The following is an 18075-nucleotide window of genomic DNA, read 5'->3' as shown; positions in this document are numbered from 1 at the left end:
CATTAGTCTATAAACTTAACCTTTCGGTCAGCTTTGCGCTGTCAAACTCAGCCCTTTGAATCGTCAAAAAGGGCTTCCGCTAGACTCGAGATTTCCAGTACATAACCAGAAGGGCGGGCCCATAACCGCCCAGAGGATGATCCATGTCCAATCGTGATATATCCCGGCGCTCGTTCCTTCAGGGCGGGCTGGTAGCGGGTGTGAGCGTGACGCTCACGCCACTGAGCAGCCAGGCGCTGGCAGCCTTGATGGAAAACAGCGTGACCGTGCCCTCCGAGCAATGGCTCGGCAACAACGGCAAGGCACGCACGCGTAACGATGCCTTGTCGAAGGTCTGCGGCAGCAAAGTCTTTGCCCGCGACATCCGCGCCAAGGACATGCCGGGCTGGCCACAGCAACAAGGCCACGCCATGCTGCTGAAAACCATCAAGGCCGACCGCATCTACGCGGGCATGGACCTGTCGTGGCTTGGCGCCGAATTGCAGCCCGACCGCATCGTCACCGCCGCCGACCTGGAGAAAGACGGTATCGCCTTTCCGGAAGATCACGCGCCTGATCCGCTGCTGCCGGAAGGCAAGGTGCCGATGTTCATCGGTCATCCGGTGGCGATCCTGATCTGGAACGACTTCGAGCGTTTTCGCCAGGCCAAGGCCAAACTCAAATTCAATGACAAAGCGATTCGCTACGGCGCCCAAGTGCCGTTCTACGAAGGCGATCCCTACGGCAGCTTCCGCTACGTGCGTGTGGGCGGCAAGACCTCGGCAGACGAAGACGAATTCGCCAGCCTCAAGGACTCGATCCTGTTTCCGATGCTGAAAAACCGTCGCCCGGTGTGGAATTCTCAACCGAACCTGCACGGCAACCTGACCGAGCGCGGGTTGTTCTACGCTGATCGCATGAAACAGCAGATCGACACGCCGCCGGACAACTGGCTGGTGTTCGACGAGCGCTACAAAACCCCATCGATCGAACCCGCCGCGATGGAGCCGGACAACGGCAACGGTTGGTACGACCCGGCGACCAAGACCCTGCATTTCGTTGTCGCCACTCAATGCCCGCTGGAAACCGCGACCGAAACCGCGAAGATGATCGCGCCGTCTCGCTTCGGTCTGGCGCACTTGAACATGCACCCAGGCTACACCGTCGGCTACGGTTCCAAGGACCACAACATTTTCGTCTACTACGCGGCCCTCGCGGCGTTGTACGGCGCGGGTGTGCCGGTGCGCCTGGCCAACGATCGCTATGAGCAGTTCCAGAGCGGCATCAAGCGTCACCCGTTCGATATCCGCTATCAATTGGCGGTGGACAAGACCGATCACAGCTTCAAGATTTTCCGCGCCGAGATGAGCGTCGACGGCGGCGGGCGAGTCAACTACAGCCCATCGGTGGCGGCGGTTGGCGCCACGGCGGCGCAGTCGATCTACTACATGCCGCAGAACGATTTGCAGGTCACGGCCTACCATTCTCGCGCCGTTGAAGCCGGTTCGATGCGTGGCTACGGCACCCTGCAAAGCATGGCGTCCACCGAGATGATGGTCGACGAAATTGCCGATCGCCTCGGCATCGATGCCATCGACCTGCGCAAGAAAAACGCCATGGTCTCGGGCATGAAAAACACCCAGGGCGCGGTGCCGGCGGGTGCCTTGCGCTTGCACGAGATTCTCGACAAGGCCGCCGTTCACGAAGTCTGGAAAAACCGCGACGCGATCAAAAAGCAGCGCGAAGCGCAGGATCCGGATAACTGGTATGGCGTGGGTTTTGCCATCTGCCAGAAAGACTTCGGCACCGGTTCCGAAGCGCCGATGGCCAGTATCGAATTCACCGCGCAAGGGCATATCACCTTGCGCCACATCGGTATCGAAATCGGCACGGGCATGTCCACTTCTCAAGCCTTGGTCGTGGCCGATTTCCTCGGCATCGCGGCGACTGAAGTGAAGACCGGCGAGACCGAATGGAAGGAGTTGCAGCTCATCAGCGGCGGCAACCCGTACATCATGAGTCAGGCCGAGCAGGACAGTTTGCTGCGTAATCCGCGCTGGGTCGGCAAGATTGCCTCGGCGTCGTCGGCGACCAACTCTGCGTACTACTTCAGCCACGCCACCCGTGAAGCGGCACGCGTGCTGTTCAACCACGGTTTGTGGCCGGCGGCGTTGCAGATCTGGAGTCAGGGCCCTTACGGCGGTTCGGCCAACCCTTATGTGGTGCGTCGCGAAGATGCGCATTGGGTTGACGGCAAACTCACCGCCAACGGCATGCAGCCGTTGGGCTTTGAGCAATTGGCCAAGCACGCTCATGAGAAGGGTTTGGTCACTGGCGCGACCGTGCACGGTTTCAACCGCTGGAGCTGGGCCGAGGCCGAGTTCAGCATCGACGGCGTGCGTGAGCGTCTGCCGCTCGACGCCCTGGCTGTCAAGTATGGCGACGGCGCTCCAAGCGTGAAAAAGGCGCAAATGAACAGCGCCGGTTTCCACCTGCTGGATCGCCAGAATGTGCATTACCCGGACACTCAGTTGAACAACGCGGCCGTAACTTACTACAGCCCGGTGGCGACGCTGGTGGAAGTGAAAGTGAACAAGGGCTCGGCCGAAGTGCAGGTGCTCGATCATCACTCGTGGGTCGAGTGCGGTCGGGTGCTGGTGGAAGAACTGGTCAGGGGCCAGATCGAAGGCGGGATCGCCATGGGCATCGGCCATGCGTTGATGGAAGAGATGCCGTTGTACGAAGGCGGACCGGGGGAGGGTGACTGGAACTTCAACCGTTACCGCTTGCCGATGGCGCGCCACGTTGCGGTGTGGAAGCAGACAGCTGAAATCCTGCCGCCGTTGTCGCCGAGCGATCCATCGAAGGGCATTGCCGAAGTGGTGATGATCCCGGTGGTCGGTGCCATCGGTAACGCCGTGGCGCACGCCATCGGTAAACGGGTCCGCGACCTGCCTATCACTTCTGCTCGCATCAAGGAGGCCCTCAATGGCTAACCGTCCGCTTCAACTGACCCTCAACGGTCAATCCGTCGGCCCGGTGGACATCCCTGATGATCTGCCGATGATCGACTACTTGCACGAATACAAGAACCTCACCGGCTCGCGCCTGGGCTGCGGTCAGGGCATCTGCCACGCCTGTGTGGTGATCGTCGACAACCCGGACGGCACCAGCGAAGAAGTGCGCACCTGCATCACCGGCGCGCATTACTTCGAAGGCAAAAAAGTACGCACTATCGAAGGCCATGCGAAACGTGACGAGGAAGGGAACGTCACTGAGCTGAACCCGATCCAGCAGCGTTTCGTCGATGAATTCGCTTTCCAGTGCAGCTACTGCGCCCCCGGTTTTGTGAATGCCGCGACGGTGTTGGTGGAAAAGCTGCAGCGTCAGCCCATCGTCAAAAGCCAACTGGAAAAAGTCATCGAGGACAGCCTCGGTCACCACATCTGCCGCTGCACCGGCTACGTGCGCTACTACAGCGCGACGCGCAACGTGCTGACCGATCTCGGCCTGGTCAAGGAGGGTTAAGCATGAAGCAACTACTTTCCCGCCTGGCGTTGGCGGTTGGTCTGGCTGCGCCGGTATTGCTGGCCCACGCGGAAGATCAGGTCAAGCACGGCGAATACCTCGCCCGCGCTGCCGACTGCATGGCTTGCCACACCGCGCCGGGTGGCGCGCCGTATGCGGGCGGTCTGCCGATTGTCTCGCCGTTCGGTACGATCTACGGCACCAACATCACCCCGAGCAAAGAGCACGGCATCGGCCTTTACAACGATGACGAGTTCTTTGCCGCGTTCACCGAAGGCAAGCGTCGCGACGGCGCGAACCTGTATCCGGCGATGCCGTACACCTCGTATCACTTGATGCCGCGTGAAGATTCCGATGCGATTCATGCGTACCTGAAAACCGTCGAGCCGATTGAGCGTGCAGCCCCGGTCACCAGCCTGAGTTTTCCATTCAACGTGCGCCTCGGTCTGGTGGGCTGGAACATGCTTTACGGCAAGGACGTGAAATTGGCGCCCACCGAAGGCAAAAGTGAAGCCTTCAAGCGTGGCCAGTATCTGGTCGATGTGCTCGGCCACTGCGGCGAATGCCACACCCCGCGCGGTTTGCCAGGGGCGATGCAGCAAGATAAGCGTATGACGGGCGGCCTGCTCAATGGCTATCTGGCGCCAAGCCTGTTGGCCAATGACCTGGCGGCTCGCGGCTGGAATCATCAGGACCTGAGTTCGTTCCTCAAGCACGGCATGAGCGCCCAGGGCACGATGTTCAACGAAATGTTCCCGGTGTTTCACAACAGCACCCAGGGCCTGACAGATCCGGACCTGGCGGCGATGGCGACCTTCCTGCTCGGCGATCAACCACCGGCGGCGAAAGTGCTGACAGACATGCCGTTGGACAAACTCACGGCAAGTGCCCAGCGGGGGCGGCAGGAATACCTCAACGTCTGCGCCGGTTGCCACGCTGTCGGTGGCGAAGGCAAGCCGCACATTGCCGTGGCCATGCGGGGCAACACCACGCTGCGCCTGGAAGATCCGCGCAACCTGGTCCGGGTGATCGACGACGGTATTGGTGAGCAGAAGTTTTCCGGGTTCGAACACATGCAACCGATGCCGGGGTTTGCCGAGAAGCTCAGTCACGAGCAACTCACTGATCTGCTGAACTACCTGCGTCAAGCGTGGGGTGGTCAGGCTGGTGATCTGGCGGTCAATGATGTGCAGACGTTGCGCGCCGATGCGCCGCCGCTCGAGCACAAGGCGCACTGACATGCAGCATCTCGACCTGCAAGTGGTGCGCCGGGCGCTGGAGTGGTCGACGACCGGAAAGCGCCTTTGGCTCTGTACGGTGCTTGCCACCTACGGCTCGGCGCCTCGTGCGCCGGGTTCGCTGCTGGCGGTGAACACCGACGGGCAATGGATCGGTTCGCTGTCGGGCGGTTGTGTCGAGGAGGATTTTCTCGAGCGAGTCGCCGAAGGGGCGTTCCTTGAAGCGGTCAGCGTCGTCCGTTATGGCGAGGGCGACGATCCGCGCTCCCGGGTGAGTTTGCCCTGTGGCGGTGTGCTCGACGTGCTGGTGGAGAAGCTTGAGCCCGATTGCGAGGTTCAGGCACACCTGCGGGAGCTGGAGTCGGCGCTGCTGGGGCAGCGTCGACTGATCCGCGAGATCGATCTGGCCAATGGTGCGCGCAGTCTGTTCGATGATCGCGAGCAGGGTGTGCGAATCGAGCGTGAGATCGATCGGGTGCGCGTGCGCATTGGTGCGGCACAGCGATTGTTGCTGGCGGGGTACTCCTCGGTCGCTCAGGCCTGCGCGGAGTTTGCCGTCGGGTTGGGTTTCGAAGTCATTCTCTGTGATCCGCGCGACGAGGTGCTGGAAGGCGTGGTGCTGGAAAACGTCGAGATTCGTCGCCAACTGCCCTCGGTATTCATCGCTGACGGCGGCTGCCACAGCGACACCGCGGTGGTGGCGTTGACCCACGATCCGCGCATCGATGACCTGGCAATGATGGAAGCGGTGCGCACCGAGGCGTTTTACATCGGTGTGATGGGGTCTATGCAAACCTCGCAAAAGCGCTTCGAGCGATTGCGTCGGATTGGTGGTTTGGGGGAATTGGAGCTGTCGCGGATTCATGCACCCATCGGCCTGAACCTGGGCAGCAAAACCCCCGCTGAAATCGCCCTCGCCGTACTCGCCGACATCCTGCGGATTCGCAGCGGGATAGCGCGGGATCTACTCTGACCCCCCGGTTCTTCTTGTAGGAGTGAGCCTGCTCGCGATAGCGGTGTGTCAGCTATGAATCTCTGACAGGAAAACCGCTATCGCGAGCAGGCTCGCTTCGACAAAGTATTGCAGTGTTGCTTAGTACCCGAATTTGTCCCGCAGCCCGTAGTACCAGGCGCCTAACGCCGCAAACGGTGTGCGCAGCAATTGTCCGCCGGGGAACGGATAGTGCGGCAGATCAGCAAACGCATCGAAACGCTCGGCCTGACCGCGCAACGCTTCGGCCAACACCTTGCCTGCCAGGTGCGTGTACGTCACGCCATGACCGCTACAGCCTTGGGAATAGTAAATGTTGTCCCCCAGTCGTCCGACCTGCGGAAGACGCGACAGGGTCAGCAGGAAGTTGCCCGTCCAGGCGTAGTCGATTTTCACGTCCTTGAGCTGCGGGAACGCCTTGAGCATCTTCGGCCGAATGATCGCCTCGATGTTCGCCGGATCGCGCGCGCCATACACCACGCCGCCGCCGAAGATCAGCCGCTTGTCGCTCGTGAGGCGGTAATAGTCGAGCAGGTAATTGCAGTCCTCGACACAGTAATCCTGTGGCAGGAGGTTTTTCGCCAATTCGTCACCCAACGGTTCGGTGGTGATGACCTGGGTTCCACAAGGCATCGACTTGGCCGCCAGTTCCGGCACCAGATTACCGAGATAAGCGTTGCCGGCGACGATGATGAACTTGGCCCTGACCTTGCCCTGTGGCGTATGCACCACCGGATTGGCGCCGCGCTCGATGCGCACCGCTGGCGACTGCTCATAGACCGTGCCGCCCAGCGACTCAACAGCCGCTGCCTCGCCCAGCACCAGGTTGAGCGGGTGAATGTGCCCGCCACTCATGTCGAGCATGCCGCCGACATACTGATCGCAGTTCACGACCTCACGGATGCGGCGTTGATCCATCAGCTCAAGCTGCGTGTGACCAAAACGTTCCCACAGACGCTTCTGCGATTCCAGATGACCCATCTGCTTGGCGGTGATGGCCGCGAACACGCCGCCGTCCTTCAAGTCGCACTGGATATTATATTTGGCGACCCGATCACGAATAATCCGACCGCCCTCGAACGCCATCTGTCCCAGCAGTTGAGCCTGCTTGGGGCCGACGCTGCGCTCGATCACGTCGATGTCACGGCTATAGCTGTTGACGATCTGGCCGCCGTTACGGCCCGACGCACCAAAACCCACCTTGGCCGCTTCCAGGACCGTGACTTTAAAACCGCTCTCCAACAGAAACAGGGCAGAGGACAGGCCGGTGTAGCCGGCGCCAATTACGCAGACATCGGTCTCTACTTCGCCCTGCAAGGCCGGACGCGGCGGGACCGCATTGGCCGATGCGGCGTAATAGGACTCTGGGTAGGGAATGTTCGCCATCCTGCTGCCTCTGTTTAATATATTTTACGAGTGCATTGATCCTACCCGAGTTAAAAATCGACCGCCAGCCACCGGAAATTCTGCTTCACGGCAGCAAAATTAAATATTTTGCATATTCATAGGGTTAGCTCGAAAAAAGGTGTTGACACCCCTCCGGAATTCCGTAGAATGCCGCCTCACAGCAGGCACGTAGCTCAGTTGGTTAGAGCACCACCTTGACATGGTGGGGGTCGTTGGTTCGAGTCCAATCGCGCCTACCAAACAAAATCCGCTCTGCTGGGCGGTCTAGAGGGGCTCACCGAAAGGTGGGCCCTTTTTTGTTGTCTGTGTTTGGGCAAGCTGTGGGAATATTTTGGGCAAACGACCACCGCGCTACACCTTCAGGTCGGCTTTGACCTTCATATAAGCCACCGCATCATCGCCGTGCCCTGCCTGGTAGTGCTCGGTCATCTTTACGTCAGCGTGCCCCATCAAGCCCTGAATGTATTCCTGCTCGAAACCCTGCTGTACGTACAGCCTGGCGCCGAGTGCGCGTATCTCGTGAAAGGTGGGGCGCTCACCGGCCGGCACGTTCTCGTAGGCCTTCGAATCGTCCTGCGGCTGGGCGAAGACTTGGTCAGCCATTCCTTTTTGAAACGCTCCAGGCGGCCGCTGAACTTCGGTGCGGCGTCACCGGTGAGCATCGCCAGCAACGCCCCGTCGTCAGTCAGTAGCGGAAGCAGCTTGGCGTTGGCAGCGTTGGCTACCTATTTCCGCGCAAGCAAGTCCGCTGCTGGAGAGCGATTGCAAATGCCAGTTCGGCCTTTGTTGCTCACCCTTCTGCTCTAATCGCTGAAGGCGAGGTGCAGGCCGGCGACGGGTCGGGTGGCGCAGGTGGCAGACGGGCGCGCAATGATCGAAGAGTCTTGGACTGGACGATACCCACGCGACAGGAGGCTGGTCGATCTGCCGCTGCTGGAATGCGGGTAGGCACATCTCCCAAAACAGCAGTGCCGGACCAGCGCTTGGAATTGTGCGCATTCTAATTTCATTCGACGAGTGGGTTGTTGATAAGGGGCTTTCAGCGGCGCAAGTTATTCGTGATTCGGGCGTAAGATAGTAGTGCTACCTCACCAAAAGGAGCCGCATATGATCGCCGACGAAATGAAAAGGCAGGCATTTGAAGGCAGGGCTGTTTGGGATCAGTACTTCTGCGCTGCGTTGATTGCCGAAAGCAACCTGACGGCCCCGGTCGTAGGAGGGGCTACTCATGAGGACAGGCAGAACCTGTTGATTGAAAGGGCTAAGGCTCTCGCCGACAAGATGATGGACAACAGAAAATAACTTGAGCCCAGCCTTTGCGCTGGGCTCCTTGTTTCTGGCTATCTCAACGACAGGCGATGGGTATTCTGAGTCAGGCGACCAGGTCTACCTTTCCGCTCGCCAGGCGATAGATGCCGCCCACTATTTTCAACGTACCTTTGCTGAGGGCATCAGTCAGAATGGGTGAGGCGTTTTTGAGTTTGTTGACCGAGTCTTTGACATTTTGGGCTACAGCGTTGGCAGGAAGACTCCCTGATTCTTTTAGCACTTTCTCGATAGAAGCCTTGAGTGCATCAGTCAGTTTTGGGATGTGGCCGGGGAAAACGGTTTGATCTTTTACTGCTTTTATACCTGCATTGATAGCGCCGCAGTCTTCATGCCCGAGCACGAGAATCAGCGGTGAGCCGAGCACCGCGATTGCGTACTCAAGGCTTGCCAGGCCTTCATCAGTAACGAAGTTACCGGCGACACGTATGGAGAAAAGATCTCCGCGTGCAGTGTCGAAAGCGTACTCGGGGGCGATGCGAGAGTCAGAGCAACTGAGCACCGACACGAACGGGTTCTGGCCTGAGACCAAGGCTTCTCGTTCGGCTTTGAAGTCATGCGTCTTGGAAGTGCCCGAAACATACCGTTCGTTTCCCTCCATAAGCCTTTGAAGGGCCATGTCGGGGTTGATTGCGTTTTGCGGTTTTGGGGGTGGCGCCGTTTTCTCCGCAGCGTGGAGGAGTTGGCCAGGCAAGGCGCCAGCCAACAACAGTGCTCCTGCGCTAAGTCCGGCAAGCTGAAGGAACTTACGGCGGCCACTCGTTTTTTGAAGCGAATTTGAATCACATGATTCACACATGGCTTGTGTACTCAGGTGAATTGGGAGGAAGGGCTTGCTGTCAAAAGCGAGCAGAAACCTTCAGCTCTTGATGGGTGGAGTCTAGACGGTCTGTGACGTTATGTTTCTGGCGTCATATTCAGGCCTGCGGGTATGGCGGGTGATGGTTTGTTTCAGCTGGAACCTTCCAAGGGTCCATAAAAAAATTGTGGATATTTAATGGGTTACGATATTTTTTAACCAACTAGTGACCTAAAATATATTGTTACAAGTAAGCCGTTGGGATATTATTCGCCCCGCGTTCACCACCACGGTTTATGCATTTTTAAGTCCCAAGCTTCCATCAGCTGCTTGGGATTTTTTTTGCCTGAGATTTGTCTCGCACCTTCGAACTGCTGTTGCGCCTATCCCCGGCAGCAACGCTATTTGACGATCCATTGACTCAATCCCTGATAAAGCGCCCTGCGCTCAAATCGGGCAAGTCCCGGTTTTTTGGGCTACTACTGACTGGCCAAACTCAAACTCGGTCTGACGGGGGTATATCAATGCTGGCTCATTGGTCACTTGCAGCAATTCACCTGCTGGCTTTTGCGCTGGGCTTCTGGGCGGTTTTGACCCGAGGGACGGCGTTCAGTCGCTTGGCGGCCGGGACGGGGGAGGTGCGTCGCGTACTGATGGCCGATAACCTATGGGGGATCAGCGCAGTCATCCTCTTGGTCAGCGGTGGAATGCGGGCCTTTGGCGGATACGAGAAAGGCACCGATTATTACCTGCACCAGCCACTGTTTCATCTCAAGATGACGCTCTTCGTGCTTATCCTGCTGCTAGAAGTCGCACCCATGGTGACGCTGATCAAATGGCGAATTGCGCTTGGCCGTGGTGCGGCGATCGATGCCGGGCGCGCAAAACTGCTTGCCCGTTTCAGTCACATCGAAGCGCTGCTGGTGTTGCTGATGGTCATTGCTGCGACGGGTATGGCGCGCGGGGTGACGTTTGGTTAAGCGGGTGCGATCAGGTCCTTCCTCGGGTTTATTCAGAAATGTCTGACAGCCATGGCATGTGACATGCCGGTAGTATCGACGTCTTGCCGGGAGGGGAGAGGGTGAGCAATTAAACGGCGGGCACTACAGCGCCCGAATCTTTAGCCAGCCGATGTTCAGGGCGAACGGGCTGGCTACTGACTGCAACAGGATTCAGGGAGTTTGTGGCTTGTCTGGCGCGGTGAGGCCAGCCTGAATGCGCTGATAGATTTCTTCACGATGCACTGCAACGTCTTTCGGAGCGTTGATGCCAATCCTGACTTGCTGGCCGCTCACGCCCAGGATGGTGATCGTAATGTCGTCACCGATGTTTATGCTTTCACCGACTTTGCGGGTGAGTATCAGCATGGTCTTCTCCTTGATTGCTTGGTAGGGCACCTGATTCGAACAGTGCAGAGGTCGGTGTTATGTATAGATTAGTGCGAAGTCTCACGGTTTGGGTGCCTCTTTCTGACGCGCAGATGCTGCATTAATTCCCAAGGCGTAACTATACAGAGGCTGCCATCATCATTCTCGTTGTTTTGAGTCCATTTTGCGGCACTCGAGAAGTATTCATGGGTGTTAAAATCGCCGCTTTCGGCATTCAGAGGGAACCGTTGTGCGCAAAATGGTCTTGGTATTCGCTGTACTGGCGTTGGCTGGGTGCGGTGAGGGTAAGGGGGTTGACGCTCAAAAGCCTAAGCCGGCAGTCGTTTCCGCTCCAGTAACGGCTACCGGGCCGCAATGGGATCTCGAGGTGCGAGGCGAAACAACCCAGGCTGTCAGCGATCTGAGCGGCTGGTTGATCGAGCATAGCTTCGTTTCCAACGTCATCATGGAAAATGGCAAGACGCGCATTCTGATGGGGCCATTCAGCTCGAAAGCCGAGGCCGAGGCCAAGCAGTCAGAGGTGGCGGCGGCGCTGGTTCGGGCCAAGAAGCAGAACATCGAATTGCTGGTGCTTGAGCATCCTTTGGCTCAGTGACAGTGGCAGATAGAAATAAAAAAGGCCTCGGGTATTACACCGAGGCCTTTTGTTTTTCAGCCGCTATCAACCGCAGGCTTTCATGTCCACCGGCCCGACAAACTCATTGCCGCGACCCATGACGCACGCCACGCTTTGGTTGCGCTGACGTTCCCAGGCTTCCACCGGATAGGTCTTGTTCCAGGCTTCGTACAGTTGACGATCCTGTTTCGACAGGCTCAAGCCGTATTGCTTGCTCATGTAAAAATAAGTCCGGGCGATCATGCCGCGAATGGATGGGCGGGGCATGACCTTCTTTGCCTTGAAGTCGACTTGGGTCAAGCACGAGCCATATTGACCGGTCTGCACCGGCAACCAACCAAAACTGAAGTTATTGCGATCGCCATTCACTTCGCCAATGCTCGGCACCAGGTTGTGCAAATCGGCTTCGGCCTTCTGGTAAGCCGGATCGTAACGGGTGCAGTTCTTGCGTCCGCCTTCCTGCCAGCACTGGCGCTGATGGCCGATCTGCCACGCAGGGACAATGTGCTCCCACTCGATGCGAGCCGCGCGTTTGGCATTTTTGCGTGGCACATAACCACAGGCCGCCAGGTTCACCTTGTTGCCGGTGTATTTGCAACCGCAATAAAACTCGGTGGATTGCGGTGCGTACAGCTTCCAGGCGACTTTTTTGGCTTCATTGAAAGTGCGTGGGGCGGCGGCCTGGGCGCCGAAGGTGATGAACAAAAACAGCAAAGCAAACCAGCGGACGCTCATTGACTCAATCTTCCTTCGGCACAACCCAGAAAATCTGCACGCCGCCATCGTCGCGATAGGCGAGGGTGACGTTGTCGTTCTCGTCGATTTCTTCGAGCAATTGCTCCCACTCATCCACGGGTTCATCCGGCAGGCGGAAGATCAGTGCGGCTTTGGCTTTTTGAGCGGTGGGGGAATTGATGATTTTCTGAACGCGCATGCCCATGCGTTCATAGGTGCCAGGAGAGGTGGAGGTGGTAGCCACGGGATTATCCTTATTAAGCTGTACGTGCATACAGTATTTAACTGTAAGCATTTTCGCAACTGCTTAAAATTCAAGAAAATCCTCTGACAGTGGTTTTTTCCATTTGGTGTAGGAAGAGGGAAATTTTTTTGTCGGCGTTTTGCGGAGGGCGTTAACCACTCGTCAACGCTGACGAGTGGTGAATAAAGTGCCCGACCAGAACCGGTCGGGCGAGGGCGAATTAATATTCCCAGAACATCCGTTGCAGCTCTTTGCTGTCGTTGGTCTTGGTCAGTGCAACCATGGCCAGGATGCGGGCTTTTTGCGGGTTCAAATCGTGCGCGACAACCCAGTCGTATTTGTCGTCAGGCTGTTCGGCGTTACGCAGGACGAAACCGCCAGCGTTCACGTGAGACGAACGAATGATTTGAACGCCGTCCTTGCGCAGGGCTTGCAGGGCTGGAACCACGCGAGAGGAAACCGAACCATTGCCAGTACCGGCATGGATGATTGCTTTGGCGCCGGACTGTGCCAGTGCCTTGTAGGCCGTGTCGCTGACGTTGCCGTAGGAATAGGCGATTTCTACGTCAGGCAGGCTCTTGATGGTTTTGATGTCGAATTCCGAATCCATGGTGTGACGCTTGGCCGGCAGGCGGAACCAGTAGGACTTGCCTTCAACCACCATGCCCAACGGACCCCAGGCACTTTTAAACGCTTCCGTCTTGATGTTGATCATCTTGCTGACGTCGCGACCCGACTGGATCTCGTCGTTCATGGTCACCAGGACGCCTTTGCCGCGCGCTTCTTTGCTGCTGGCGACGGCGACGGCGTTATACAGGTTCAACATGCCGTCGGCCGACATCGCAGTGCCTGGACGCATGGAGCCGACGACGATGATCGGCTTGTCGGTTTTTTCCACCAGGTTCAGGAAGTAAGCAGTTTCTTCCAGGGTATCGGTGCCGTGGGTGATCACGATGCCATCGACGTCTTTGCTGTCGGCCAGTTCGGCCACGCGACGGCCCAACTGAAGCAGGTTGTCATTGGTGATGCTTTCCGAGGCGATCTGCATGACTTGCTCGCCACGAACATTAGCCAATTGGCTCAGTTCCGGAACACCGGCAATCAACTGTTCGATGCCAACTTTTGCCGCCTGGTAAGTTGCGCTGTTCGCGGCGCTCGCGCCTGCGCCGGCAATGGTGCCGCCAGTGGCCAGGATGACCACGTTCGCCAGCTTCTGTTTGGTTTCGACTTCTTTTGCTTGAAGGGCAGCAGGCAGGAGGAGCAAGAGGGCCAAAGCGCCCGGAATAAAAGTATTGAAAGCAGATTTCATTATTTTCTCTCTAGTAGTGAGACGGTGCTGATGCAAGTTCATCTAGATGCGCCCCTGGCAGATCTGAACGCCGGGGGTATGGGTGAAGAGCAGGATCTGTACCAGTCAAACGTCGATAAAAAAAAATATCTAACCTTATGATTTATATAGGTAATTGTTTTTAGTCTGATGCATGTTAAACGTCATGTTGTCCGGGTTTCCGAATGTGGTGTGCGTTTGCGTTCGGCTCTCCGAAAATGCCTACGACTTTTGCTGGCAAATTCGCCTTGCCAGATCTGCAATCAGTGCTAAAGAAAACCTCGCGCAGGTCGATGCCCCTGAAAGGTTATTTTTCTTACAGGAGTTAACGTGTCCTTCTCTATCGGTTTTCCAAATGCAGGCGCGATCACCATCGGTGGCAAATCCCCGTCAACGATCGAAGTGACGGCAGATGCCTCGACAGCGGTTCTGGATAAGGAAGAGGGCCGCGACAACCAGGTTCGAACCGGTGGCGGAACGCAGGGCGCCGAAGCCAAGTCCGAAGGCGGCAGCACCCAAAGTATTGCGGTGCAAACGCTGCTCAAGCGTATGCAGGAACTGCAACAGCAACTGCGCGAACAACAGCAGCAATTGGCCGCCGCTCAGGCAGCGACTTATCCGACGCCGGAAGCCAAGGCCACAGCGGTCATGTCGATCCAGGGACAGATCGCCGACACCACCGGAGCGCTGTCACAAGTGACGGGTAATCTGGTGAAAGAGCTGGCCAAGGACTCCAGTACGGGTGGCCTGATCAGCACCACTGCGTAACGTGGAGGGGGAGGTTTTGTTTGCGAAGACGCCAAACAGCTCGTTGACAAATCCTGGCAGGATTCGCATAGTTCGGTCTACGCAAACGTTTGCGCGACCCTGTTCGCAGTCTGACTCCTGACGATTGGGGTCCAGGCGTTACTCCAGCGCAAGCACTGCTCACAATAATCATAAGATCGGAGTGAACCCATGAAGCTGCCATTCGCTGGACGTCTTCTTGCTGTCGCTATGCTGGCTGTCGCATCCGCTGCACTGCCTGTCTCATCGGCATTCGCCGAGTCTCCTGAAAAACCCAAAGTCGCGCTGGTCATGAAGTCCCTGGCCAACGAATTCTTCCTGACCATGGAAGATGGCGCCAAGGCCTACCAGAAAGACCATTCCGGCGAATTCGAGTTGATCTCCAACGGCATCAAAGACGAAACGGATACCGCTGGCCAGACACGCATCGTCGAGCAAATGATCCTGGCCAAAGTCAATGCACTGGTCATCGCTCCGGCGGATTCCAAAGCCATGGTTCCTGTGATCAAGAAAGCCATCGACGCCGGAATCACCGTGATCAACATCGACAACCAGCTGGATCCTGCCGTCGTCAAAAGCAAGAACATGACGGTGCCGTTCGTGGGGCCGGATAACCGCAAAGGCGCGCGTCTGGTCGGCGAGTACCTGGCCAAGCAACTGAAGGCCGGTGACGAAGTCGGCATCATCGAAGGCGTGTCCACCACCACCAACGCCCAGGCCCGTACCGCTGGTTTCAAAGATGCGATGGAAGCGGCGCAGATCAAAGTCGTTTCATTGCAGTCTGGCGACTGGGAGATCGACAAGGGCAACAAGGTTGCCGCCTCGATCCTCAGCGAGTACCCGGATGTCAAAGCCCTGCTGGCCGGTAACGACAGCATGGCCGTCGGTGCCGTTTCCGCCGTGCGTGCAGCGGGCAAGGCCGGCAAGGTGCAAGTGGTCGGTTACGACAACATCAACGCCATCAAGCCGATGCTCAAGGACGGTCGCGTTCTGGCGACCGCCGACCAGTTTGCAGCCAGGCAAGCGGTGTTCGGTATCGAGACTGCGCTGAAGATCATCAAGGGCGAGAAGGTCGACAGCGGCACCAACGGCGTGATTGAAACCCCGGTAGAACTGGTTACCAAGTAGGCCTTCTGGCGACACAACGGTGCTCGCCCGTCGGGGCGGGCACATGGAGAGTTTTATGTCCGTTTGCGCCCCGAACGCTGTCCTCTCGGTCAGCGGTATCGGCAAGACCTACGCTCAACCTGTCCTGACCGGCATTGACCTGACGCTGATACGCGGCGAAGTGCTGGCGCTGACCGGCGAGAATGGCGCGGGTAAAAGCACGCTGTCGAAGATCATTGGTGGGCTGGTGACGCCGACCACTGGCCAGATGCAGTTTCAGGGGCAGGATTACCGCCCCGGCAGTCGGACCCAGGCCGAAGACCTGGGCATCCGCATGGTCATGCAAGAACTCAATCTGTTGCCGACACTGTCGGTGGCGGAAAACCTGTTTCTCGATAATTTGCCCAGTACCGGTGGCTGGATCAGTCGCAAGCAACTGCGCAAGGCGGCGATCGAGGCCATGGCTCAGGTCGGCCTCGATGCGATCGATCCGGACACTCTGGTCGGCGACCTCGGTATTGGTCACCAGCAAATGGTCGAGATTGCCCGCAACCTGATTGGCGACTGCCATGTACTGATCCTCGACGAGCCGACGGCCATGCTGACGGCGCGCGAAGTCGAGATGCTGTTCGAGCAAATCACCCGCCTTCAATCGCGAGGCGTGTCGATCATCTATATCTCTCACCGCCTCGAAGAGTTGGCGCGGGTCGCCCAGCGCATTGCGGTTTTGCGCGACGGCAACCTGGTCTGCGTCGAGCCGATGGCCAATTACAACAGCGAGCAATTGGTCACCCTGATGGTCGGTCGCGAGCTCGGCGAACACATGGACATGGGGCCACGCAAGATCGGCGCTCCCGCGTTGACGGTGAAGGGCCTGACCCGCTCCGATAAGGTTCGCGATGTGTCCTTCGAAGTTCGCGCTGGCGAAATCTACGGTATCTCCGGATTGATCGGGGCAGGGCGCACCGAGTTGCTGCGTCTGATCTTCGGTGCCGATACCGCCGACAGTGGCACGATCGCGTTGGGGTCACCGGCCGAAGTGGTGAGTATCCGTTCGCCGGCCGATGCGGTGAGTCACGGCATCGCTCTGATCACCGAAGACCGCAAGGGCGAAGGCTTGCTGCTGACCCAGTCGATCAGCGCCAACATTGCCATGGGCAACATGCCGGTGATTTCCAGTGCTGGTTTCGTCAACAACGCAGACGAGATGTCTTTGGCCCAGCGTCAGATCGACGCCATGCGTATTCGCAGCTCGAGCCCGACGCAACTTGTCTCCGAGCTGTCCGGTGGCAACCAGCAAAAGGTCGTGATCGGCCGTTGGCTGGAGCGTGACTGCTCGGTGATGTTGTTCGATGAGCCAACCCGTGGCATCGATGTCGGCGCCAAGTTCGACATATACAGTTTGCTTGGCGAGTTGACTCGACAGGGCAAGGCGCTGGTGGTGGTGTCCAGCGACCTGCGCGAGCTGATGCTGATTTGCGACCGGATCGGCGTGCTGTCGGCGGGGCGCCTGATCGACACGTTCGAGCGTGACCGCTGGACTCAGGATGACTTGCTTGCCGCCGCTTTTGCCGGCTACCAAAAACGTGATGCGCTGCTCAATGAAGCGGCGCCTAGGGACCTTCCATGAAAACTGCATCTTCTGCCAGCAAACGTAGTGGCAATTTCTACGGTCTGGGCACCTATCTGGGCCTGGCCGGTGCCTTGCTGGCGATGATTGCGCTGTTCTCGGTATTGAGCAGCCACTTTCTGTCTTATGACACTTTCAGCACGCTGGCCAACCAGATTCCCGATTTGATGGTGCTGGCGGTCGGCATGACTTTCGTGTTGATTATCGGTGGCATCGACCTGTCGGTCGGCTCGGTGTTGGCGCTGGCGGCTTCAACCGTCAGTGTGGCGATTCTCGGCTGGGGCTGGAGCGTTTTGCCGGCGGCACTGCTTGGAATGGCGGCGGCAGCATTGGCCGGGACCATCACCGGTTCGATCACCGTGGCCTGGCGGATACCTTCGTTCATTGTGTCTTTGGGTGTGCTGGAAATGGCCCGGGGCGTGGCCTATCAGATGACCGGTTCACGCACGGCCTACATCGGAGATGCCTTCGCCTGGCTGTCCAACCCGATTGCCTTCGGCATCTCGCCGTCGTTCATCATCGCCTTGCTGATTATCTTCGTTGCCCAAGCCGTGTTGACCCGTACGGTGTTCGGTCGCTACCTGATCGGCATTGGCACCAATGAAGAAGCGGTGCGTCTGGCCGGGATCAATCCAAAACCTTACAAGGTGCTGGTGTTCAGCCTGATGGGGCTATTGGCCGGTATTGCTGCGCTGTTTCAGATTTCCCGGCTGGAAGCGGCAGATCCGAATGCCGGCTCCGGGTTGGAGTTACAGGTGATCGCTGCCGTTGTTATCGGCGGCACCAGTTTGATGGGAGGACGTGGCTCTGTGATCAGCACGTTCTTCGGGGTCCTGATCATTTCCGTATTGGCGGCCGGTCTGGCGCAGATCGGTGCGACCGAGCCTACCAAGCGCATCATCACCGGCGCAGTCATTGTTGTGGCGGTGGTGCTGGATACTTATCGCAGTCAACGCGCAAGCCGGCGGACCTGA

The 18075-nt window shown here is 58.0% G+C and carries 18 protein-coding genes and 1 tRNA gene; 12 read left to right on the top strand and 7 right to left on the bottom strand.

Translation table 11 applies throughout. The annotated features are described in order from the left end of the window. Positions 1-143 precede the first annotated feature (143 nt). The 4 genes from C7534_RS11660 to C7534_RS11645 are packed head-to-tail and all read left to right on the top strand — an operon-like array spanning position 144 to position 5718. The gene (locus tag C7534_RS11660; RefSeq protein WP_109785862.1) at positions 144-2975 is read left to right on the top strand and encodes a xanthine dehydrogenase family protein molybdopterin-binding subunit; all 2832 of its coding nucleotides are present in this window, start codon (positions 144-146) and stop codon (positions 2973-2975) included. Beyond that, on the top strand, positions 2968-3507 hold the full coding sequence (locus C7534_RS11655) for a (2Fe-2S)-binding protein (protein WP_109785861.1): 540 nt from the start codon (positions 2968-2970) through the stop codon (positions 3505-3507). The genes C7534_RS11660 and C7534_RS11655 overlap by 8 nt, the downstream gene beginning before the upstream one ends. Before the next feature lie 2 nt (positions 3508-3509). Next, the gene (locus C7534_RS11650; protein WP_109785860.1) at positions 3510-4745 is read left to right on the top strand and encodes a c-type cytochrome; all 1236 of its coding nucleotides are present in this window, start codon (positions 3510-3512) and stop codon (positions 4743-4745) included. A 1-nt stretch (position 4746) separates the two neighbouring features. Then, positions 4747-5718: an XdhC family protein gene (locus tag C7534_RS11645; RefSeq protein WP_109785859.1), complete on the top strand. Its 972-nt coding sequence runs from the start codon at positions 4747-4749 to the stop codon at positions 5716-5718. Between the two features lie 120 nt (positions 5719-5838). Here the strand turns inward: C7534_RS11645 and C7534_RS11640 are convergent, their stop codons facing one another. After that, entirely contained in the window at positions 5839-7122 is a 1284-nt protein-coding gene (locus C7534_RS11640; RefSeq protein ID WP_109785858.1) for an NAD(P)/FAD-dependent oxidoreductase, read from the bottom strand. 183 nt (positions 7123-7305) lie between these two features. On the opposite strand from C7534_RS11640, the gene C7534_RS11635 reads away from it, so the two are divergent. Next, positions 7306-7382: transfer RNA gene (locus C7534_RS11635), tRNA-Val, on the top strand. 112 nt (positions 7383-7494) lie between these two features. Here C7534_RS11635 and C7534_RS11630 read toward each other — a convergent pair. Next, on the bottom strand, positions 7495-7746 hold the full coding sequence (locus C7534_RS11630) for a tyrosine-type recombinase/integrase (protein ID WP_109785857.1): 252 nt from the start codon (positions 7744-7746) through the stop codon (positions 7495-7497). A gap of 504 nt (positions 7747-8250) precedes the next feature. Between C7534_RS11630 and C7534_RS11625 the strand changes: the two genes are divergently transcribed. Continuing rightward, positions 8251-8445: a hypothetical protein gene (locus tag C7534_RS11625; protein ID WP_046028257.1), complete on the top strand. Its 195-nt coding sequence runs from the start codon at positions 8251-8253 to the stop codon at positions 8443-8445. A 70-nt stretch (positions 8446-8515) separates the two neighbouring features. On the opposite strand, the gene C7534_RS11620 is transcribed toward C7534_RS11625, so the two are convergent. Beyond that, entirely contained in the window at positions 8516-9268 is a 753-nt protein-coding gene (locus C7534_RS11620; protein WP_109785856.1) for a carbonic anhydrase, read from the bottom strand. 524 nt (positions 9269-9792) lie between these two features. Between C7534_RS11620 and C7534_RS11615 the strand changes: the two genes are divergently transcribed. Beyond that, positions 9793-10248: a DUF2214 family protein gene (locus C7534_RS11615; RefSeq protein WP_109785855.1), complete on the top strand. Its 456-nt coding sequence runs from the start codon at positions 9793-9795 to the stop codon at positions 10246-10248. Between the two features lie 192 nt (positions 10249-10440). On the opposite strand, the gene csrA is transcribed toward C7534_RS11615, so the two are convergent. Then, positions 10441-10635, bottom strand: coding sequence for a carbon storage regulator CsrA (gene csrA / locus C7534_RS11610; protein WP_007938114.1), 195 nt, complete (start codon positions 10633-10635; stop codon positions 10441-10443). Between the two features lie 250 nt (positions 10636-10885). Between csrA and C7534_RS11605 the strand changes: the two genes are divergently transcribed. Then, positions 10886-11251 (top strand): sporulation protein, encoded by a 366-nt coding sequence (locus C7534_RS11605; RefSeq protein WP_046028252.1) that lies wholly within the window; start codon positions 10886-10888, stop codon positions 11249-11251. Between the two features lie 66 nt (positions 11252-11317). Here the strand turns inward: C7534_RS11605 and C7534_RS11600 are convergent, their stop codons facing one another. The 3 genes from C7534_RS11600 to C7534_RS11590 form a co-directional block, all read right to left on the bottom strand. Beyond that, a complete protein-coding gene (locus C7534_RS11600; RefSeq protein WP_046028251.1) occupies positions 11318-12007 on the bottom strand; it encodes an endonuclease in 690 nt (229 codons plus the stop codon). Between the two features lie 4 nt (positions 12008-12011). Continuing rightward, positions 12012-12302: a DUF1654 domain-containing protein gene (locus tag C7534_RS11595; protein WP_046028250.1), complete on the bottom strand. Its 291-nt coding sequence runs from the start codon at positions 12300-12302 to the stop codon at positions 12012-12014. Between the two features lie 169 nt (positions 12303-12471). Further along, complete coding sequence (locus C7534_RS11590; protein WP_046028247.1) at positions 12472-13560, bottom strand: asparaginase; 1089 nt, start codon at positions 13558-13560, stop codon at positions 12472-12474. Between the two features lie 348 nt (positions 13561-13908). On the opposite strand from C7534_RS11590, the gene C7534_RS11585 reads away from it, so the two are divergent. The 4 genes from C7534_RS11585 (at position 13909) to C7534_RS11570 (ending at position 18075) form a co-directional block, all read left to right on the top strand. Beyond that, positions 13909-14346: a hypothetical protein gene (locus tag C7534_RS11585; RefSeq protein ID WP_109785854.1), complete on the top strand. Its 438-nt coding sequence runs from the start codon at positions 13909-13911 to the stop codon at positions 14344-14346. 189 nt (positions 14347-14535) lie between these two features. Beyond that, a complete protein-coding gene (locus C7534_RS11580) occupies positions 14536-15492 on the top strand; it encodes a sugar ABC transporter substrate-binding protein (RefSeq protein WP_109785853.1) in 957 nt (318 codons plus the stop codon). A gap of 55 nt (positions 15493-15547) precedes the next feature. Next, positions 15548-17101 carry a sugar ABC transporter ATP-binding protein gene (locus C7534_RS11575; RefSeq protein WP_109785852.1) on the top strand — a complete coding sequence of 518 codons (1554 nt, stop codon included), beginning with the start codon at positions 15548-15550 and terminating at the stop codon, positions 17099-17101. Further along, positions 17098-18075 (top strand): ABC transporter permease, encoded by a 978-nt coding sequence (locus tag C7534_RS11570; protein WP_046028242.1) that lies wholly within the window; start codon positions 17098-17100, stop codon positions 18073-18075. The genes C7534_RS11575 and C7534_RS11570 overlap by 4 nt, the downstream gene beginning before the upstream one ends.

Origin of the sequence: Pseudomonas sp. OV226 (assembly GCF_003148705.1) — a bacterium.
Taxonomy (GTDB): Bacteria; Pseudomonadota; Gammaproteobacteria; order Pseudomonadales; family Pseudomonadaceae; genus Aquipseudomonas.
The sequence above is the reverse complement of the archived record's forward strand: the minus strand, read 5'-3'. Positions and strand labels throughout refer to the sequence as shown.

What these genes read in the sequence shown, in the direction of transcription:
- C7534_RS11660 (WP_109785862.1), top strand. Translation starts at nt 144, where the DNA reads ATGTCCAATCGTGATATATCCCGGCGCTCGTTCCTTCAGGGCGGGCTG.
- C7534_RS11655 (WP_109785861.1), top strand. Translation starts at nt 2,968, where the DNA reads ATGGCTAACCGTCCGCTTCAACTGACCCTCAACGGTCAATCCGTCGGC.
- C7534_RS11650 (WP_109785860.1), top strand. Translation starts at nt 3,510, where the DNA reads ATGAAGCAACTACTTTCCCGCCTGGCGTTGGCGGTTGGTCTGGCTGCG.
- C7534_RS11645 (WP_109785859.1), top strand. Translation starts at nt 4,747, where the DNA reads ATGCAGCATCTCGACCTGCAAGTGGTGCGCCGGGCGCTGGAGTGGTCG.
- C7534_RS11640 (WP_109785858.1), bottom strand. Translation starts at nt 7,122, where the DNA reads ATGGCGAACATTCCCTACCCAGAGTCCTATTACGCCGCATCGGCCAAT.
- C7534_RS11630 (WP_109785857.1), bottom strand. Translation starts at nt 7,746, where the DNA reads ATGGCTGACCAAGTCTTCGCCCAGCCGCAGGACGATTCGAAGGCCTAC.
- C7534_RS11625 (WP_046028257.1), top strand. Translation starts at nt 8,251, where the DNA reads ATGATCGCCGACGAAATGAAAAGGCAGGCATTTGAAGGCAGGGCTGTT.
- C7534_RS11620 (WP_109785856.1), bottom strand. Translation starts at nt 9,268, where the DNA reads ATGTGTGAATCATGTGATTCAAATTCGCTTCAAAAAACGAGTGGCCGC.
- C7534_RS11615 (WP_109785855.1), top strand. Translation starts at nt 9,793, where the DNA reads ATGCTGGCTCATTGGTCACTTGCAGCAATTCACCTGCTGGCTTTTGCG.
- csrA (WP_007938114.1), bottom strand. Translation starts at nt 10,635, where the DNA reads ATGCTGATACTCACCCGCAAAGTCGGTGAAAGCATAAACATCGGTGAC.
- C7534_RS11600 (WP_046028251.1), bottom strand. Translation starts at nt 12,007, where the DNA reads ATGAGCGTCCGCTGGTTTGCTTTGCTGTTTTTGTTCATCACCTTCGGC.
- C7534_RS11595 (WP_046028250.1), bottom strand. Translation starts at nt 12,302, where the DNA reads ATGCTTACAGTTAAATACTGTATGCACGTACAGCTTAATAAGGATAAT.
- C7534_RS11590 (WP_046028247.1), bottom strand. Translation starts at nt 13,560, where the DNA reads ATGAAATCTGCTTTCAATACTTTTATTCCGGGCGCTTTGGCCCTCTTG.
- C7534_RS11580 (WP_109785853.1), top strand. Translation starts at nt 14,536, where the DNA reads ATGAAGCTGCCATTCGCTGGACGTCTTCTTGCTGTCGCTATGCTGGCT.
- C7534_RS11575 (WP_109785852.1), top strand. Translation starts at nt 15,548, where the DNA reads ATGTCCGTTTGCGCCCCGAACGCTGTCCTCTCGGTCAGCGGTATCGGC.
- C7534_RS11570 (WP_046028242.1), top strand. Translation starts at nt 17,098, where the DNA reads ATGAAAACTGCATCTTCTGCCAGCAAACGTAGTGGCAATTTCTACGGT.